A 16657-nucleotide genomic window follows, 5' to 3' on the forward strand; every position below is an offset into this window, starting at 1 on the left:
TGCCTGCGCGTTTCAACCGGTGCACAGCGCGCAGATCTGGTCGCCGAAACGCTGTGCTTTGCTCGGGCCAATACCGTCTACCAGCAGCAGATCTTCGATCGTACGCGGGCGGTTCAGCACGATGGCGCGTAACGTACGGTCGGCCAGGATCATGAACGGCGGCTGTTTCAACCGGCGAGCCTCCTCGGTTCTCCAGCTACGGATCTGCTGCTCAAGCGCGAGCTGTGCCGGACTGAACGCCACCATCTCCTCAGCATCCGCGGATTTGCGTTTGCGGGTGACAGTTCGAGGAGCGGCCTGAGCCTCTTCGCCAGTCATCAGTACTCCAAGAGAGTCTCCGTCCGGCAGCAGTTCGGCATCGCGAGTGATAGAGACGCGTTTGTAGGGAATGGTTCGCCCTTCGGCGTTCTCGAAGCTTGCGCTTTCAAGCGTGACCCATCCGGAGCGCGCCAGACCTCCCAGCAGATCCTCCATCTCATTGCGAGAAGGAGACCCATTCGGAAACACTTCGCTGTGAAGCTTACCCGTGGATTTGCCTCCTGAGCGCTTCAACGCCCGGAGGATCGTCCACATGGTCTCTTCTTCGCCGATGGTTGCATTCCGATAGCGGACTGCGATGGCGCTCTCCGGAGAGCAGAAGTCGCACTTGCCGCACATCCGGCGGGCGTCTGCCAGGTCTCCGAAGTGAGCAATCAGAGCCGACATGCGGCACTGGTGTGAGTCCGCATAACCGATCATCCGATCGATCTGCGCCCTCCGCTGCGCGAGCTGTTGCTCGTACAACCTGCGCCAGCCGTCGATGCGTCCTCGAATAGCGAAGCCCTCAAAGTCCACCAGGCAGGCGCCATGAGCAACCAGCTTTTCGACTGCTGAGGAGAAGACTTCGGCATCCATCCGCAGCTCTTCGCGTAGCAGGTCGAGCGGTAATGGCTGGTCGTTCAGCTTGCGGAAGATGCGATCCAACTCGGTTGCCGCCGGATATGACTTCTCCAGCAAAAAGTCCTGTGTGCGCTTGTCAGCATAACTGTGCAGCAGGATGCATCGGCTGAGCTTCCAATCGCGGCCAGCGCGTCCGATCTCCTGGTAGTACGCCTCCACGGAACCGGGAAGAGCAACGTGGATGACGGTGCGCACGTTGGCTTTGTCGACTCCCATGCCGAAGGCAACGGTGGCCACGACGATCTCCAACTCACCGGCCAGGAACTTCCGCTGTGTCTGTTCGCGTACCTCAGGTGGAAGGCCGGCGTGGTAAGGGGCGGCAGGGAACTCACCAGCAAGTTCCTGCGCGAGAGCCTCGGCGTCTCTTCTGGAGGAGGCATAGACGACCGCCGGGCGTCGCGTTGTATCGGCGAGAAGCCGCCGGGTCGTGGCGAATCGCTCATTCTTAGGTGTTTCCACCACCTCGATGGCGAGATTGTCCCGCCGGAAGCCATGGATGAAGCGTGCCGGCTTTTGCAGACTAAGCTGAGCGACGATATCTTCCTGTACCTGCAGCGTCGCCGTCGCCGTCAGTGCGACAACCACAGCGGGCCGTAGTGCCTGAACGTACTGCCCAAGAAGTCTGTAGTCCGGGCGGAAGTCATGTCCCCACTGGGAGATGCAGTGGGCTTCGTCAATGGCAACAAGAGCGGGAGGGCGCTTCGCCAGCATCTCCATGAAGCCGGGTACACGTAGCCGCTCAGGAGCGACGAACAAAAACTTCAGCTCTCCGTCGAGGTACTGGCGGCAGGCCTGGCGCTGGGCTTCGCGGGAAAGGCCGGAATGAATGCGCGCTACCGGCAGTCCGGCAGCTTCCAGCTTCGAGGACTGGTCGTCCATCAGCGCGATCAAGGGGCTGATGACCAGAGCCGTGCCCTCCAGGGCGAGGGCCGGAAGCTGATAGCACAGCGACTTTCCCGCGCCGGTCGGCATCACCAGCAACAGATCACGCCCTTCGACGGCTGCCCGGCAGACCTCTTCCTGGCCTTCCCGGAAGTCATCGAAACCGAAGGTTTGCCGTAGAAGGGAACGAAGATCTCTGGAAGAGCGTTGAGCCATAGAGCGAACCCTAATCTTCGCATAAATCGATCGGTGGAAGACTTGGGGTGCCGCCTCCGGCGTGGAGGCTGTTTGTCCTTATAAATGAATTACTTGGATGGATTCACGGGCTTCTTCTGAAACTGTTGTAGGCCCTGGCGAAAACTTGATTCCAAGCGGAAATCAGGGTAATCTAATACTTTGCGGGCACAGTCCAGTTGTTGCTGGAACTCACAGGGCGTGAGTCCGCAAAGTGCACAAGCAAAGTACGAAAACAACTTAACGAGGACACGAAAAACTGCATGGCAAAGCGTCGTGGCAATCCTAACTGGGGTAAGCCGGAGCCCATCGGACCGGTAGTACCTACGGTGACATCGTTCGAGCAAGTGGTGAAAGAGTTCAAGCTGACCCCGGACCAGTACGTCCGGTCGACGCGCCTGCGTGAGTGGGCTCGCCGTAACAAGAATTCGAAGTATATCCCTGAGGCTTTGTTGGAAGCGTGGGGATTTGAAATCGAGTCAACGCTGTAACGACTCAGTTTGAAAGTCGCAAAAGACGCCGCCCATGCGCGGCGTCTTTTGTTTGTCATTTGTGACACAGTCCTGCCTCAGTTTGCGACGTCCTCGGCTATGCTGAATCTGTAAGTTATGACCGAAAGCTCATTCACAGACGTTGCCACCGCCATCGACGAGATCAAAGCCGGCCGTATGGTTGTGGTCGTCGACGATGAAGACCGTGAGAACGAAGGTGATCTGACTCTGGCTGCGGAATACGTAACGCCGGAGGCGATCAACTTCATGGCGATGTATGGCCGTGGCCTCATCTGTCTTACGTTGACCGAGGAGCGTGCCGACTACCTGCGTCTGTTGCCGATGACGCGGCAGAACACCTCTCGCTTCGGTACCGCATTCACGGAGAGCATCGAGGCGCGTGAGGGAGTTACGACGGGCATTTCGGCGCACGATCGTTCGCACACCATCAAGGTCGCAATCGATCCAGCCTCTACGGCGCAGGATCTTGCACGTCCCGGGCATGTCTTTCCGCTGCGCGCGCGCAAAGGTGGGGTTCTGGTTCGTGCGGGACAAACTGAGGCATCTGTGGACCTGGCGCGCATGGCCGGTCTTATTCCCGCAGGTGTGATCTGCGAAATCATGAACGACGACGGCACCATGGCCCGGGTTCCGGACCTGGTGGAGTTCTGCAAGCTGCATAACCTTAAGATGGTGACTGTCGCGGAGTTGATCCGCTATCGTCTGCGGCATGAGCGCTCAGTACGCCGTGTTGCCGAGACGGTGCTTTCGACAAAGCATGGCGAGTTCCAGATGATCGCCTATGAGAGCGAGACGGATCCCACAGAGTCGCACGTCGCCCTGGTGCTTGGAGATGTGGCAAGCCCGGATAAACCCGTACTTGTGCGCGTTCATTCGCACAACCTGGTGGAAGATGTCTTCGGTGCAATGCTCCCCGACTGTTCCCATTCGGTGGAATATGCGCTGCAACGTATCGCCGAGGCTGGTGCAGGCGCCTTGGTCTATCTGCACAATGGATCACGCGGTTTTGGCATCGACAGCACCGTCTCTCCGCCCCGGATCGTCACACAACGCGAACCGAATGCCGTGCCCGGCGGAGATCCGTACGCTGAGCGCCATCAGCGCACATTGCGTCAGACGGGTTTGGGCGGGCAGATTCTCTCCGACCTGGGAATTCACAAGATCCGTCTGCTGACGAATCGGCCGACACACGCGCCGGCACTGCAGGGCTTCGGCGTGGAGATCGTGGAGCAGATTCCGCTGCGGCCTTCTGTGGCGCAGCGCTGACGTTCCGGTAGTCAGCCCACACAGTTCCTCGCTTACTTTCGAAGCAGATCCCCGAGTCCTTCAGCTTCCATCTGGCCTTCAAATGCCGTGTGGTTGTTCAGGTCGTATTGAATGGCTTTCATGCCGACGGCACGTGCCGCCTCAATATTTTCTGCTTTGTCGTCGATGAAGAGAATCCCATCCGGGGAACATCCAAGACCTTCGGCCGCTTTGCGATAGATTGCATGCTCTGGCTTGGCCAGGTTGTGTTCGAAAGAGTAGATTGCGTGTGCGAATTCGCCCATCCAGGCGAACTTTGCACGTAATCCATGAGCCATGGCGTCGCCGATGTTCGACAACAAACCTGTCCTTACCCCAGTCTGCTGAAGACGGCGCAGCCATTGCACCATCGGCTGGTTCAGCCGAGACCACATGCGAACATCGGCATCGATCAGATCCTGCAGTGCCGTATCGCTGAGTGTGATCTTGTAGTCTTCGGCGATCCGATGCCAGTACGAGACAGCGTTCAAATCTCCGCGGTCATAGGCATGGCGGTATTGCCAATAACTTTCCTGGAAGTCGATCTCATCAAGTCCGAGAACCCGCTTCATGCGTTCCCACTGCTCAAGGTCGGGCGTAAGCGAGAGGACCTGTCCAAAGTCAAAAAGAATCGCGCAAGGGTGATTGGAATCCATCTGGTTCAGAGTACCAAGCTCTTGCTGGGGTTAGGATGAAAGGCATGTTTTCGCGAAGGACCGCCTGGGACATCTCCGAATCGCCCTATGCCGTAGCTATTCGGCAGGCGCGGAGTAGCGGCCGCATCTCTGCGGATCTCACACTTTCGAATCCGACCGAGTGCGGCTTCGACTACGATGCCTCCTCGATCCTGCATGCGCTCGTTCATGCCGAAGCGATGGGCTATGATCCAGATCCGCGCGGTATTCTGTCGGCTCGTGCCGCCGTCTCCGGCTACTATGCCGCGCACGATGCAGCTGTGAGTGCCGACAACCTGATTCTGACGACCAGCACGAGCGAAGCCTACAGCTATCTGTTCCGCCTGTTGTGCGACCCCGGGGACGAAGTCCTGGTTCCGCGGCCGAGTTATCCGCTCTTTGATTTTCTGGCGGGTTTAGACAACGTCCACCTGGTGCCATATTCACTTTTTTACGATCACGGCTGGCATCTCGACCTGGCCTCGCTTGAAGCGCATATCGGCGAGCGGACGAAGGCGGTGATGCTCGTGCACCCGAACAATCCGACCGGGCACTTTGTCCGGGATGCTGAACGGGCAACGCTGCAGCAGCTTTGCGCCCGCCATGGCCTGGCGTTGATTGTTGACGAGGTCTTTCTCGACTACACCATCGAAGGCTTAGGCTCCAGCTTCACTGGAGGAGAGCACCCAGCTCTCACTTTTGTCCTGAGCGGTATGAGCAAGATCGCAGGCCTTCCGCAGATGAAGGCCGCCTGGCTGGCAGTGCAAGGTCCCGTAGCGCTTCAGCGAGAAGCCGTCGCGCGCCTGGAGGTGGTCGCCGACACTTTTCTATCGCTCGGAACCCCCACACAGCTGGCTCTGCCGGTTTGGCTGAAGAGCGCAAAGATGATCCAGGCGCAGATTCGGCAACGGGTTCGGAGAAACCTCAATCAGCTTGATCAGTTACTCGAGACTGCTCCGGAAGTGTCGCGTTTGCCGGTCGAGGCTGGATGGGTGGTGGTGTTGCGGGTTCCTGCCGTGGAGGACGATACCGCTCTCGCGATACGCCTCTTGCGGGAAGCACGAGTATTGGTCCATCCCGGAAGCTTTTATGGGTTGCCGCAGAAGGGGTGGCTCGTCGTGAGTTTGCTACCTGCCGCGCCGGTTTTTGAGCAGGGAATCGGAGGCCTGCTGGAGAACCTTTTTAGTTAACAACAAGGTCGATCCCTGTCGAGTAATACCTTCACTGTTTCTGTTATCTGATTGATTTTTGGTTATTTAAGGAAGGGATTATCTTCGCGTTCGGCGCCGATGGTTGTGTTTTTTCCGTGCCCAGGAATGACGAGTGTCTCGTCTGGAAGCGGCAAGAGAACGTCCTGGATCGAGCGGAGGATGGTCGGGTAGTCTCCGCCGGGGAGATCTGTGCGTCCAATAGAGCCGGCAAAAAGGGTGTCGCCGGCTAGAAGCAGCTTCTCGTCCGGGATATGGAGAACGAGGCTTCCTTCGGTGTGGCCGGGAGTATGGAGAATGGTGCCCTCGGTGGCGCCGAAGCGCACCTTCATCCCGTTGCCGGCGTCGGCGTCCGGAGGACCTACCTCTGGCGTGGGTATGCCGAGCCATCCCGCTTGAATATCCATGATCTTCACCAGAGGAAGGTCAAGCTGGTTGTAATAGACCGGAGCTCCGGTCAGGCGCTTCAATGTCTGGGCGGCGGCGATGTGATCGATGTGGGCATGGGTGACGATGATCTGCTTGCAGGTCAGGCCATGGCGGGCTAGGGTGGCGGTGATTCTGGGAATGTCATCACCGGGATCGATCACGATGCCTTCGCCGTTGTCGCCAAGAATCGTGCAATTGCAGCCGAGAAGGCCGACAGGGAAGGTCTCGCGAATCATTGCACACCTCCGTCGTGATAGGCCTGAAGCCGTGCCAGTTCCTTTCGCGTGATCTTCAGAAACGATCCGTGACGCAAACCGGCGGGGAATTCCATCATGTCTTTCCCATCGCGCCAGTGCTCCAGGTCGCGCGAGAAGGTCGAGCCGTAGTGCTGGCCCGGCGACTGGTAGTGGTCATAGTAGACAACCCATCCATGGTCCATCGCAAAGCTTGCCGGCCCCTCTGATCCGGGTTCGGTGAAAGCTTCCGTAACGTTGCTCCAGGGACCTTCCATCGAGGCTCCGCTCGCCAGGCGGATGTGCTTTCCTTCCGGCTCCTTGCGTTCGTCTTTGAAGACGAGGCGGTAGCGTCCATTCGCTTTGTTTCCGTCGGCGGGAAGCAGCGTGGCATCGATCACGTTATAGCCGGGATCGAAGAAGAGCGTCGCCGGGGTAAACGTACGGAAGTCGCGGGTTGTGGTGGCGTAGATACGGTGGTTCAGGCCGTTCTTGTCATACTGCGATTGCGGGAAGCGGCCGGGAATGGTGCTGGACCAGAAGATCAGCCAGTGGCGCTTTGCTTCATTCCAATACAGCGCTGGAGCCCAGACATTAAGTGCCGTGGACTCATTGGCCATAACTTCGAGCTGGCGATGAGGAGTCCAGTGCAGCAGGTCCTTCGACTCGGAGTATCCGGCCACGGCCGGTTGCCGCCAGCTCCACGTCCACATCATGCGGAAGCCGCCCATCGGAGCGCGCTGTAGAAAGGGATCGCGCATCAGTTCACCTGCCTGCGCCGGAGCAATCACTGGTTTGCCATCATTGATCAGCTTCCAGTGCCAGCCATCTTCGCTGACAGCGAAGTAGACGCCGTTCTGGCCGTTGTTCTTGAAACCGGCGAAGAGCCATGGACCTTCAGAGGACTGAGCCAGACAGGAGGTAGCAAACAGAAGCACGGCAGTGGCTAGAGCATTTTTCCTGTTGCTCGGTATCCAGAGAGGAGCGTGTAGCGGCGTTTTCATTGAGGAAAACGCCCATAGATGAACAAGCCCCGCACTATACCTACAGAAAAAATGCTCCAGTCGAACGAACGGCATGCGCTGATTGTCTCATCCAAAGCAAACGGCGCAGACCTTAGGTCTGCGCCGCTGACAAGAGAAACGAAGGTTACTTCTTAGCTGGAGCTGAAATCGGAGCCTTCTCACCGGAGAAGACAGAGCTTGAGCTCGAACGAGCCATCAGGACAGTGAGGCCGATCGAGGTGAGCATGAACAGGATGGCCGACCAGGTCGTGAGACGGGTGAGCAGATTGGCTGCGCCGCGAGGGCCAAAGGCGGTCTGGGAGCCCTGTCCGCCGAAGGCGCCTGCAAGGTCAGCACTCTTACCCTGCTGCAGCAGGACCACGCCGATCAGGAACAGGCACACGATAATGTGAAGAACAACGAGCAGGTAAATCATTGCTGCTGGGAACCTCAGAACGGCGTAACTTGCGGTTTCGTAAAACCGAACGCCGAGATGTGTTGGATTGGTGCGGAGGAGGGGATTTGAACCCCTATGCCTTGCGGCGCAAGCACCTCAAGCTTGTGCGTCTGCCAATTTCGCCACCTCCGCTTGGGTACTTCTAAGGGTGACGGTCAATCCGAAAGTCAGTATAGCATCCGCGGGAGATTTGCGAAGGCACGCTAACCGGAAGGAACTAAAGTTCTTTCCGGTTAGCGTGCCCGAGGGGAAACGGCAATAGCAGGGAAGTCTTCCGTGTTATGCAGCGCTGCTGATGCACGGTGGCCGGTGCTGGAGCATTTTCCCTGTAGGTGTAGAGTCGGGCTTCCGCATCTATGGGCGTTGTCCGCAATGAAAACGCCGCTGCAGGCCTCTTCCGGATATCCAGCAACAGGGAAAATGCTCTATCCTCGTGCTGAATGGTCGAGTGGATACTCTTTCGCGGTTTTACCGTGGCCGTGTTGATTCTGGCGAACAGTTTTTTTGTGGCCGCCGAGTTCGCGCTGGTAAGTGTGCGAGAGACACGGCTCCGGCAATTGATCGCTCTTGCCCGGCCGGGTGCTGAGACGGCACTTGCGCTGAAGCGATCCATTGATGAATTTCTGCCGGCAGTACAGCTTGGTGTAACGCTTGCATCGTTGGCGCTAGGCTGGCTTGGAGAGCCGGTTGTCGCTGAGTTCCTATTGATGCTGCTTGAGAAGGCAACATGGGTGAACCGCATTCCAGGCTTTGAGACGCACATCCTGATCTACGCTCATGGTGGAGCGATTGTGATCGCATTCGCTTTGATCACCTATTTTGAGGTCTTGCTTGGTGAGCTTGTACCAAAGGCCCTGGCGCTGCAGCGTGCCGAACGCATTGCGCTTGCAGTGGCCGGCCCGATGGATGTCTTCATGCGCATTAGCCGCCCTGCGGTGAATGTGATGAACACTTCGGCGCGATTGGTACTGACCCTCTTCCGGGCTCCATTGAGTGGCGAGGGTGCTGTTCATTCTCCTGAAGAGTTGAAGATGATTGCTACCGGCGCGCGGCGTATGGGCTTATTGCCGCCGATGCAGGAGCAGGTCATCCATCGCGCGATCGAGCTGAATCACGTACTGGTGCGCGACATCATGACACCGAGGGGCAAGATCTTCGCTCTGCCTGCGGACATGCCGCTCGAGGCGGCGAGCGCACGCATTATCGAAGAGCAGCACTCAAGAATTCCGATCTTCGATCCCAAGGCAGGGAAAGAGCACATTATCGGCGTGGTGTATTCCAAGGATGTATCGCGCCTGATGCACTTCCGTAGCCGCATGCGGCCATACGACGCCGGCGGAGAGATTCAACTGAAGCTCGGTCAGATCATGAAAGACGTGCTGGTCGTGCCGGAGACAAAGCCGGTAGCGGACCTGCTCGAAGAGCTGCAGCAGCGCAAACGGCAGATCGCCATTGTGGTCGATGAGTTTGGAACGACAGTAGGGCTGGTAACCGTCGAGGATGCGCTCGAGCAGCTTGTAGGGGAGCTCGACGACGAGTTCGATGTTGCCAATCGGGCGGTGCTTGAGAGCGGAGCCGGATGGATTCTGGATGGCAGTGTGAATCTACGCGACCTTGAGACCCAGATGCGATGGAATCTGCCCCGCGAAGAAGGAGAGCAGACTGTGGCCGGTTTCCTGCTGACACAGCTTGGCCATATTCCGCACGTTGGAGAGTCGGTCGAGTTTGACGGCAGGCGCTTTACGATACTTGAGATGACGCGGCAGAAGATCAATCGTGTCGGTGTAGAACCGGTCTCACAGCGTGACACAGCCGAGGCGAGAGCATCGTGAAGGCTGGCAATATCGTCAAGCGGCTGCTGATAACGCTACCGGTGCTCTGGTTAATTGTGACGGCGGTGTTTCTGCTGATTCGCCTGGTGCCCGGCGATCCAATTGTGCAGATGCTCGGTGAAGGGGCAACGGCTGCTGACATCTCAACCTTGCGGCATGCGTATGGCTTCGACCTTCCGCTACAGACGCAATACTGGCAGTTTTTGAAGGGCGTGTCACATGGTGATCTGGGACGCAGCGTACGCCTGCGCGAGGGGGTGATGGCCTTGATTGGACAACGCTATCCCTACACCTTGGAGCTCACTGCCGCGGCGATGTTCATCGGCATTCTGTTTTCCGTGCCTGCTGGAATCTGGTCGGCATATCGCAATGGGACGAGAGTGGATCGCACGATTGGTGTTGCCAGTCTGTTCGGGCTTTCTCTACCGAACTTTGCTCTGGGACCGGTTCTGATCCTTGTCTTTGCGATCTGGCTTGGATGGCTTCCCGTCTCAGGCGCCGGGACCGGTTGGCAGTTGATAACGCACCTGGTGTTGCCCGCGGTCACGCTGGGAAGTGGCCTGGCCGCGACGTTGACGCGTATGGTCCGTACCTCAGTACTCGAAGAGCTCGGCAAGGACTATCTGCGTACGGATCGAGCCAAAGGCCTTCCCGAGCGCACAGTGGTCTGGCATGCCTTTCGCAATGCTCTGGTACCTGTGCTGACAGTGGTTGGCTTGCAGTTCGGTTCGCTGCTCGCCGGAGCCATCGTGACGGAAACGATCTTCAGTTGGCCTGGATTGGGACGGCTGACGATCTCGGCAATCTCCAATCGAGATTATCCGTTGGTTCAGGGGTGCATTCTTGCGATTGGAGTGACGTATGTCGCGGTCAATCTCCTCACGGACCTTACCTATCGCATGGTGAATCCGCGCATGCGATCCGCCTAGAGCATTTTCCCTGCGGGTGTAGAGTAGGGCTTCCGCATCTATGGGCGTTTTCCGCAATGAAAACGCCACTGCACACCTCTTCCGGCTCCCCAGCAACAGGGAAAATGCTTTAGACCTGTGTGAGGTCTATGAGCCGGTGCGTGATCCGTTCTGCATCGATCTCAAGCAAAGCCAGTGTGATCGGGAGATTAAAACGGCGTGGTCCGCAGGAGCCAGGGTTGAGGTAAAAAACGCCCTGCCGTTCTTCGAATGACGGTTTATGGGAGTGTCCGAAAATGACACAGTTCACACCGGCGGCCGAAGGGTTGATGTCGAGCTGAGCAATGTCATGCACCAGGTAGAAGAAACGCCCGGCCAGCTCAATCATTTCTGTGGCGGGTAACAGTGCGCATGGGCTGTGAGTGTCGGTGTTACCAYGAATTGCGGTGACGGGAGCGATGGAACGCAGATCGTCCAGGATCTGCGGCGAACCGATATCGCCGGCGTGCAGAATATGTTTCACGCCTGACAACGCGGTCAGAACCTCCGGACGCAGGAGACCGTGCGTGTCAGAGAGAATACCTACGCGAAACATATCAGGCCTCAAGTGGGACAGCGGCACGACGGACTTTGCGGCGCGGATCTGCGGTATCCCGAAGGATATCGCCAAGGAAGTTGAAGGCGACCACGCAGATCATTACGGAAAGAGCAGGGAAGATGACCATGTGCGGCGAGTCGAAGAGATGCGACCGTGCATCATTGAGCATGTTGCCCCAGCTTGGTGCGGGGGGCGGCGTGCCCAGGCCGAGAAAGCTCAATGTCGCTTCCGCGAGCACTGCGGTAGCCAGGCCAAGAGCGGCCTGAACCAGCACCGGCTGCAATACGTTAGGCAGGATGTGCCGCACGATGATCCGGAGATCGCTCGCCCCGAGAGCACGCGCCGCTTCGACATACTCCATTTGAGCGGCAGCAGCGACCTGAGCCCGCACCAGCCGGGCGAATCCGGTCCACATCGTCAGTGAGAGTGCGGCTACAAGATTGCGAAACCCAGGGCCTGAGAAGGCAACGAAGGCGATTGCCAGCAGAATTCCAGGAATGGCCATGAAGGCATTGATCAGGTAGATGTTCAGAACCGTATCAAGCCATCCACCATAAAAACCCGCGAGGGAGCCAATCAGCAGCCCGAGGAATAACGAAAGAATAACAACACTCGTGGCAACGGATAGCGAGATTCTTGCACCATAGATACAACGTGACAAAATGTCGCGGCCCAGTTCGTCCGTCCCAAACCAGTGGTGTGTTGCTGGTGCTTGCAGTCTGGCATCCAGGTTGAGTTGTAGTGGATCGTAAGGAGCAAGAAGCGGTGCAAAGACCCCGGCCAGTATAAAGATGGTTAATAAAATGGCGCACGCCATGCCCAGGGATGACCGCATGTGATAGATGGTAATCGATTTAGGTTACCTACCGACAAGGATCTTACGTCGGATGGAGAACTGTCGTAGCTAAACTCGGGTTACAATGAACTAGACAGCCCATCCGGCAAAGACCGGTTCACCCGGCAAGGACCGGTCCGTACCAAAAACGAAACAACAATTTTGCTTTGGTCGAGAACCGCGTGAGAGATCATAACGATTCGATGACGAAGACTATTCTTGGCGTGCCTTTTTTCACTGGTACTGCAGAAGAGGCCGTTCAGCGCATGCTGAATGGTGGACTATTGGTAGTCCCTGCTGCACCAGCTCTGAAAGATATCGGCACACATACTGCATATCGAGACGCCCTTCTGGCGGCCGATCTCGTGATTACAGACAGCGCCTTCATGGTTCTGGTCTGGAATTTGCTTGAGCGCGATAACCTGCGCCGTGTTTCCGGCCTTAAATATCTGCGTCTATTGTTGCGCCAACCGGAGGTCCGCCAGCCTGGCCAGACCTTCTGGATTATGGCCGGCAACAAGAGCGCGAATATGAACCGGGACTGGTTGCGCAGCGAAGGCATTGAAGTGCCGGATGAATATGTTTACAACGCTCCGATGTACGGTCCTGTGATCGATGACAGGGAACTGCTTGAGCGCCTGGAAGAGTTGCGTCCGGCGCACATTGTGGTGACGATCGGTGGCGGCAATCAGGAGCGGCTCGGTCACTATCTGCGCCATCGCCTCAGCTACGTGCCAGGTATCCATTGCATTGGCGCCGCGATCGCCTTCCTGAGTGGAGATCAGGTTCATATTCCAGAGTGGGCTGATCACCTCTTCCTGGGATGGCTGTTCCGTGTTCTCGATAAGCCAAAGCTCTACTTCCCGCGCTATATGGGCGCCACGGCACTCTTCGGTCTGCTTGCGAGATACCGCAGCGCCTTACCGCCGGTGGAACAACCCATCGAACAGAACGTTCTCAATTAGCACGGTTCTAGAGCAATTCTCCTGTTGGTGGGTATCCCGTGAGAGGCGTGCAGCGGCGTTTTCATTGAGGAAAACGCCCATAGATGTACAAGCCCTGCACTACACCCACAGGAGAAATGCTCTACCGCATTGCCGCATAGCTACTTTTCAGTGCCTTCAGGGTTGAAAAGGGTAGCTATGCGGTTTCGTCTTTTATTGGCAATTCTGGCGTTGACACTCCTGACTCCTCACCTGCGGGCTCAGAGTTCTCTCGCAGAGCGATATCTTTTTCAGGCTCTGAATGCGGAGCGGGCACAAGCGGGCTTGCCGCAACTGCGGTGGGATCGTCAGCTTTATGTCGCGGCTCGCTATCACGCGGGGCAGATGGTTCGGGCAGGAGCGATCAGCCATCAGTTTCAGGGAGAGGCGGACCTCACCGAGCGTGTCGCTTCTGCCGGCGCACATGTCTCCGTCGTGGCGGAGAATGTCGCTATGGCTTCAACGGCGGTGATGGTCCACGATGGCTGGATGCATTCTCCCCACCATCGGGAAAACATCCTGGACCCAAGAGTCACTTCGGTGGCCATTGCTGTCATGCCACGGGGCGGAGCGCTCTATGCGGTAGAAGACTTCAGCCGTGATGTCCCCACGCTCTCGCTCTCCCAGCAGGAGAACGCTGTCGTCGAAAGTCTGCGAGCGCTGCGTCTGAACGCCGCGGCCAGTGCCGCGGCCCGGGCGAACTGTGCGGTCGATTCCGGCGTTGTGCAGGGAAGCCGCCCACTCTTTGTGATGCGCTGGACCGCAACCGATCTGAGCGCTGTGCCGGAACAGCTCAAGGTTCGCCTGCGGCAGCGCAGATATAACAGCGCCGAGGTAGGGGCGTGCCCCGTCCATGGAGGCGGAGGATTTACGACGTACCGGGTCGCGGTGCTGATGTACTAATGGATTCCGTTGGAGTTGCCAATCCGCAGCAATTTTCGTATTCTTACTAAGGCGCTTGACCGGCTGGAAATAGCAAGGTCGTGCTGATACTCCGCAGTAGCTCAATGGCAGAGCATTCGGCTGTTAACCGAAGGGTTGTAGGTTCGAGTCCTACCTGCGGAGCCATAAATTCAATGGCTTAGCAGCCTTCGCGCTCTTTTTGCGCCCCAATTCCTTCAAAAGCTAATTGTGCGACTCAGCTACCTGCTACGGACATTTCGTCGTGACGCGCTATCCGGATCTGTTCGCAGCCGCGGCGGAACTCTATGGCTTTGTCTACCGCGAACTTTTCGTGTACCGGACGAATCCGCCCTCGGCCGCTCGTTGGATGATGAAAATGGGTGGTTCGCCTATGGACAAACCTGACGTTTATCGCAAGGCCAACGTGCTTCTCTCCGTCGATAGAGTTCGGACGCTGCTTATTATGCATGGAGAGAACGACCCGCAAGTCCCTCCGTCGGAATCGGCAGCATTTGCCAAAGCCTTACGCGAGCACCTCAAGATATATTTTTACTTCACGTATCCGAATGAGCTACACGGCTTTTCTCAGCCGGCTCATCGCCTGGATGCATGGCGGAAACAACTTGCTTTTTTCGAACACTATCTGAACCCGAAGTTCGGAACGACAACCACGTCGGTTTACGAGGTCGTGTTTCCTGGCGAGGGAGCCCCGGCTCACGTTCATAAATAGATGGGATTGTACGAGGATTGAAAAGGGTTGCAGTTCATGTCTCCGATGAGCTGCGCCCGTTCGCCTAGCAACAGTCGTGTCGGTTCGCACTGAGGAATAGACGGGAAAATTTCGGGAGAAGACCGAGGCAAATCAGGCAGAGCCAAATGAGGGCTATATTGGAAAAACGATATAGCCCTCAAACATAGCCATCTAAATACGAGAAGCTAAAGCTTCTTAGGTGGCGGTGGCTGGACGTAGGATGAATCGGTCGGCTGCTCGTTCGCGAACTGGTCATCATCCTTTACTTCTTTTTTGAGGCGATATAGCTCCTGCTTCAACTGAGCCACCAGTTGTTGCGACTTTGGGTCGTTATAAATGTTATGCATCTCCTGGGGATCTTTCACCAGGTCGTAGCACTCCCACTGATCTTTTTTCCAGAAATAGATCAGCTTATGCGTGTCTGTGCGGACGCCATAATGCGCGCGCGTGTTGTGGTCGCCCGGATCGTGATAGTAGCGGTAGTACATGGCATGGCGCCAGTCCTTCGGCGTGCTTCCTTTCCAAATTGGAAGGAAACTACGTCCTTGCATGTCCGATGGTGTCTGTTGGCCGGCGGCATCGAGGAAGGTTGGTGCAAAATCGCAATTTATGCCGATCGCCTCCGAGACGGTGCCAGGCTTGATGACTTGGGGCCAGCGCACAACGAACGGCATGCGGAGCGAATCCTCATACATGAATCGTTTGTCGAACAGTCCGTGTTCGCCCAGGAAGAAACCCTGATCACTGGTGTAGATCACGATGGTGTTCTTCTGTAATCCATTAGCATCCAACCAGTCCAGAACTCGGCCTACATTATCATCGACACTCTGAACGCAGGCGAGGTAGTCCTGCATGTAGCGCTGATACTTCCAGTCCTCAAGCTCCTTGCCGGTCAAGACCTTCTTCACGCCTTCCACAACGACTTCTACTTCCATCGGCTTTGCGGCAAACCACTGTCGCTGTTCCTGGGGTGACATGTCTGCTGGTGGAACGAGCTTTAGATCCGCACGGGTCAGGTCCCGGAATACGGATTGTTTCTGCTCCCGCAAGGCATCGGTGCGACCGGCGTAATCGTCCCGCAGGGTCGGTGGCTCGGGAATGTGCTTGTTCTCGAACTGCTTCCTGTGCTTTTCGTCGGGAGTCCATTCGCGGTGAGGCGCTTTGTGATGCGACATGATGAAGAATGGCTGGTCCTTAGGACGGCCTTTCAGCGCATCGATAGTCAGGTCGGCGATGATATCAGTGCAATACCCCTTAATCTGCACGGAGCCGTCTTTGTCGTAGAACACCGGATCGTTGTAGACGCCCTGTCCCGGCAGGATGTTCCAATAATCGAAGCCAGTCGGGTTACTGCCCAGGTGCCACTTTCCGATCATCGCGGTGTGATAGCCGGCCTTCTGCAGATATCTCGCTACGGTCGGCTGCGATCCATCAAAGCGATTGAATACTGGCACGCCGTTCAGGTGGCTGTACTTACCCGTTAAGATCGTGGCGCGGCTGGGCGTGCAGATCGCATTGGTGGCGAAGACTCGATCCATACGCATGCCTTCGTTTGCGATTCGATCGAGATTGGGTGTCTGGTTAATCTTGCTGCCGTAGCAGCTCATAGCTTGGGCCGCGTGGTCGTCCGTCATGATGAACAGGATGTTTGGCCGCGACGGCGTCTGAGCAGCTCTGGCTGCAATTCCCGAGAGCAGCGATCCGGCTGCGAGGGCCGAGTTGCCGATAAAAGTCCGTCTTGTTACCTCATGGGATGAATGATTGGACATCTCGAATAGAACTCCTCAGGGATCGGGCACAGGCGATGGTCCCATTGGGGAGTGCCGCCGTACGCCCCTTAAATATAGCCTTGATGCTCTACCTTCTTGGGCGCCGCTGACGGCTTGTCGACGCGAACCCGTCCCGTGCGCCGTGCTGTCAGTCCGATCCAGTGTGATAACCTGCTCTTGGTATGCGGTCTAATCGTACCCAGCTATTGCTTTGTTGTTGCT

16 protein-coding genes and 2 tRNA genes are annotated in these 16657 nt (G+C 57.0%); 9 read left to right on the forward strand and 9 right to left on the reverse strand.

All coding sequences use genetic code 11. From position 1 onward, the window contains the following. Positions 1–12: 12 nt before the first annotated feature. The gene (locus tag AB4Y89_RS03490) at positions 13–2037 is read right to left on the reverse strand and encodes a RecQ family ATP-dependent DNA helicase (RefSeq protein ID WP_442299507.1); all 2025 of its coding nucleotides are present in this window, start codon (positions 2035–2037) and stop codon (positions 13–15) included. Between the two features lie 281 nt (positions 2038–2318). On the opposite strand from AB4Y89_RS03490, the gene AB4Y89_RS03495 reads away from it, so the two are divergent. Further along, positions 2319–2546, forward strand: coding sequence for a hypothetical protein (locus tag AB4Y89_RS03495; RefSeq protein ID WP_020710367.1), 228 nt, complete (start codon positions 2319–2321; stop codon positions 2544–2546). Between the two features lie 117 nt (positions 2547–2663). Beyond that, on the forward strand, positions 2664–3833 hold the full coding sequence (ribB, locus tag AB4Y89_RS03500; protein ID WP_442299508.1) for a 3,4-dihydroxy-2-butanone-4-phosphate synthase: 1170 nt from the start codon (positions 2664–2666) through the stop codon (positions 3831–3833). A 32-nt stretch (positions 3834–3865) separates the two neighbouring features. Here ribB and AB4Y89_RS03505 read toward each other — a convergent pair whose 3' ends face one another. Continuing rightward, positions 3866–4507, reverse strand: coding sequence for an HAD family hydrolase (locus AB4Y89_RS03505; protein WP_442299509.1), 642 nt, complete (start codon positions 4505–4507; stop codon positions 3866–3868). A gap of 44 nt (positions 4508–4551) precedes the next feature. Between AB4Y89_RS03505 and AB4Y89_RS03510 the strand changes: the two genes are divergently transcribed. Next, on the forward strand, positions 4552–5715 hold the full coding sequence (locus tag AB4Y89_RS03510; RefSeq protein ID WP_442299510.1) for a pyridoxal phosphate-dependent aminotransferase: 1164 nt from the start codon (positions 4552–4554) through the stop codon (positions 5713–5715). 62 nt (positions 5716–5777) lie between these two features. Here AB4Y89_RS03510 and AB4Y89_RS03515 read toward each other — a convergent pair whose 3' ends face one another. The 4 genes from AB4Y89_RS03515 to AB4Y89_RS03530 form a co-directional block, all read right to left on the reverse strand. Then, entirely contained in the window at positions 5778–6398 is a 621-nt protein-coding gene (locus tag AB4Y89_RS03515) for an MBL fold metallo-hydrolase (protein WP_442299511.1), read from the reverse strand. Continuing rightward, complete coding sequence (locus tag AB4Y89_RS03520; RefSeq protein WP_442299512.1) at positions 6395–7333, reverse strand: glycoside hydrolase family 43 protein; 939 nt, start codon at positions 7331–7333, stop codon at positions 6395–6397. Before AB4Y89_RS03520 ends, AB4Y89_RS03515 begins: the two co-directional genes overlap by 4 nt. A 211-nt stretch (positions 7334–7544) precedes the next feature. Next, positions 7545–7835, reverse strand: a complete 291-nt coding sequence (gene secG / locus AB4Y89_RS03525; RefSeq protein ID WP_442299513.1) for a preprotein translocase subunit SecG — start codon at positions 7833–7835, stop codon at positions 7545–7547. Between the two features lie 68 nt (positions 7836–7903). Beyond that, positions 7904–7988: transfer RNA gene (locus tag AB4Y89_RS03530), tRNA-Leu, on the reverse strand. A 308-nt stretch (positions 7989–8296) separates the two neighbouring features. Here AB4Y89_RS03530 and AB4Y89_RS03535 point away from each other — a divergent pair. Both AB4Y89_RS03535 and AB4Y89_RS03540 read left to right on the forward strand, forming a co-directional pair. Beyond that, positions 8297–9688: a hemolysin family protein gene (locus AB4Y89_RS03535; protein ID WP_442299514.1), complete on the forward strand. Its 1392-nt coding sequence runs from the start codon at positions 8297–8299 to the stop codon at positions 9686–9688. Further along, a complete protein-coding gene (locus AB4Y89_RS03540) occupies positions 9685–10617 on the forward strand; it encodes an ABC transporter permease (protein WP_442299515.1) in 933 nt (310 codons plus the stop codon). Before AB4Y89_RS03535 ends, AB4Y89_RS03540 begins: the two co-directional genes overlap by 4 nt. A 109-nt stretch (positions 10618–10726) precedes the next feature. Here the strand turns inward: AB4Y89_RS03540 and AB4Y89_RS03545 are convergent, their stop codons facing one another. Together AB4Y89_RS03545 and AB4Y89_RS03550 are read right to left on the reverse strand one after the other, a co-directional pair. After that, entirely contained in the window at positions 10727–11191 is a 465-nt protein-coding gene (locus AB4Y89_RS03545; protein WP_442299516.1) for a metallophosphoesterase family protein, read from the reverse strand. A gap of 1 nt (position 11192) precedes the next feature. Beyond that, positions 11193–12029, reverse strand: a complete 837-nt coding sequence (locus tag AB4Y89_RS03550; RefSeq protein ID WP_442299517.1) for an ABC transporter permease — start codon at positions 12027–12029, stop codon at positions 11193–11195. 203 nt (positions 12030–12232) lie between these two features. Between AB4Y89_RS03550 and AB4Y89_RS03555 the strand changes: the two genes are divergently transcribed. The 4 genes from AB4Y89_RS03555 (at position 12233) to AB4Y89_RS03570 (ending at position 14645) form a co-directional block, all read left to right on the forward strand. Beyond that, entirely contained in the window at positions 12233–12994 is a 762-nt protein-coding gene (locus tag AB4Y89_RS03555) for a WecB/TagA/CpsF family glycosyltransferase (RefSeq protein WP_442299518.1), read from the forward strand. A gap of 177 nt (positions 12995–13171) precedes the next feature. Next, complete coding sequence (locus tag AB4Y89_RS03560) at positions 13172–13915, forward strand: CAP domain-containing protein (protein WP_442299519.1); 744 nt, start codon at positions 13172–13174, stop codon at positions 13913–13915. 90 nt (positions 13916–14005) lie between these two features. After that, positions 14006–14080: transfer RNA gene (locus AB4Y89_RS03565), tRNA-Asn, on the forward strand. A gap of 97 nt (positions 14081–14177) precedes the next feature. Further along, on the forward strand, positions 14178–14645 hold the full coding sequence (locus AB4Y89_RS03570; protein ID WP_442299520.1) for a prolyl oligopeptidase family serine peptidase: 468 nt from the start codon (positions 14178–14180) through the stop codon (positions 14643–14645). A 206-nt stretch (positions 14646–14851) separates the two neighbouring features. Here the strand turns inward: AB4Y89_RS03570 and AB4Y89_RS03575 are convergent, their stop codons facing one another. Next, positions 14852–16435, reverse strand: coding sequence for a sulfatase family protein (locus AB4Y89_RS03575; protein WP_442299521.1), 1584 nt, complete (start codon positions 16433–16435; stop codon positions 14852–14854). Between the last annotated feature and the right edge of the window lie 222 nt (positions 16436–16657).

The sequence above is a fragment of the Terriglobus sp. 2YAB30_2 genome (assembly GCF_052114765.1).
GTDB lineage: Bacteria > Acidobacteriota > Terriglobia > Terriglobales > Acidobacteriaceae > Terriglobus.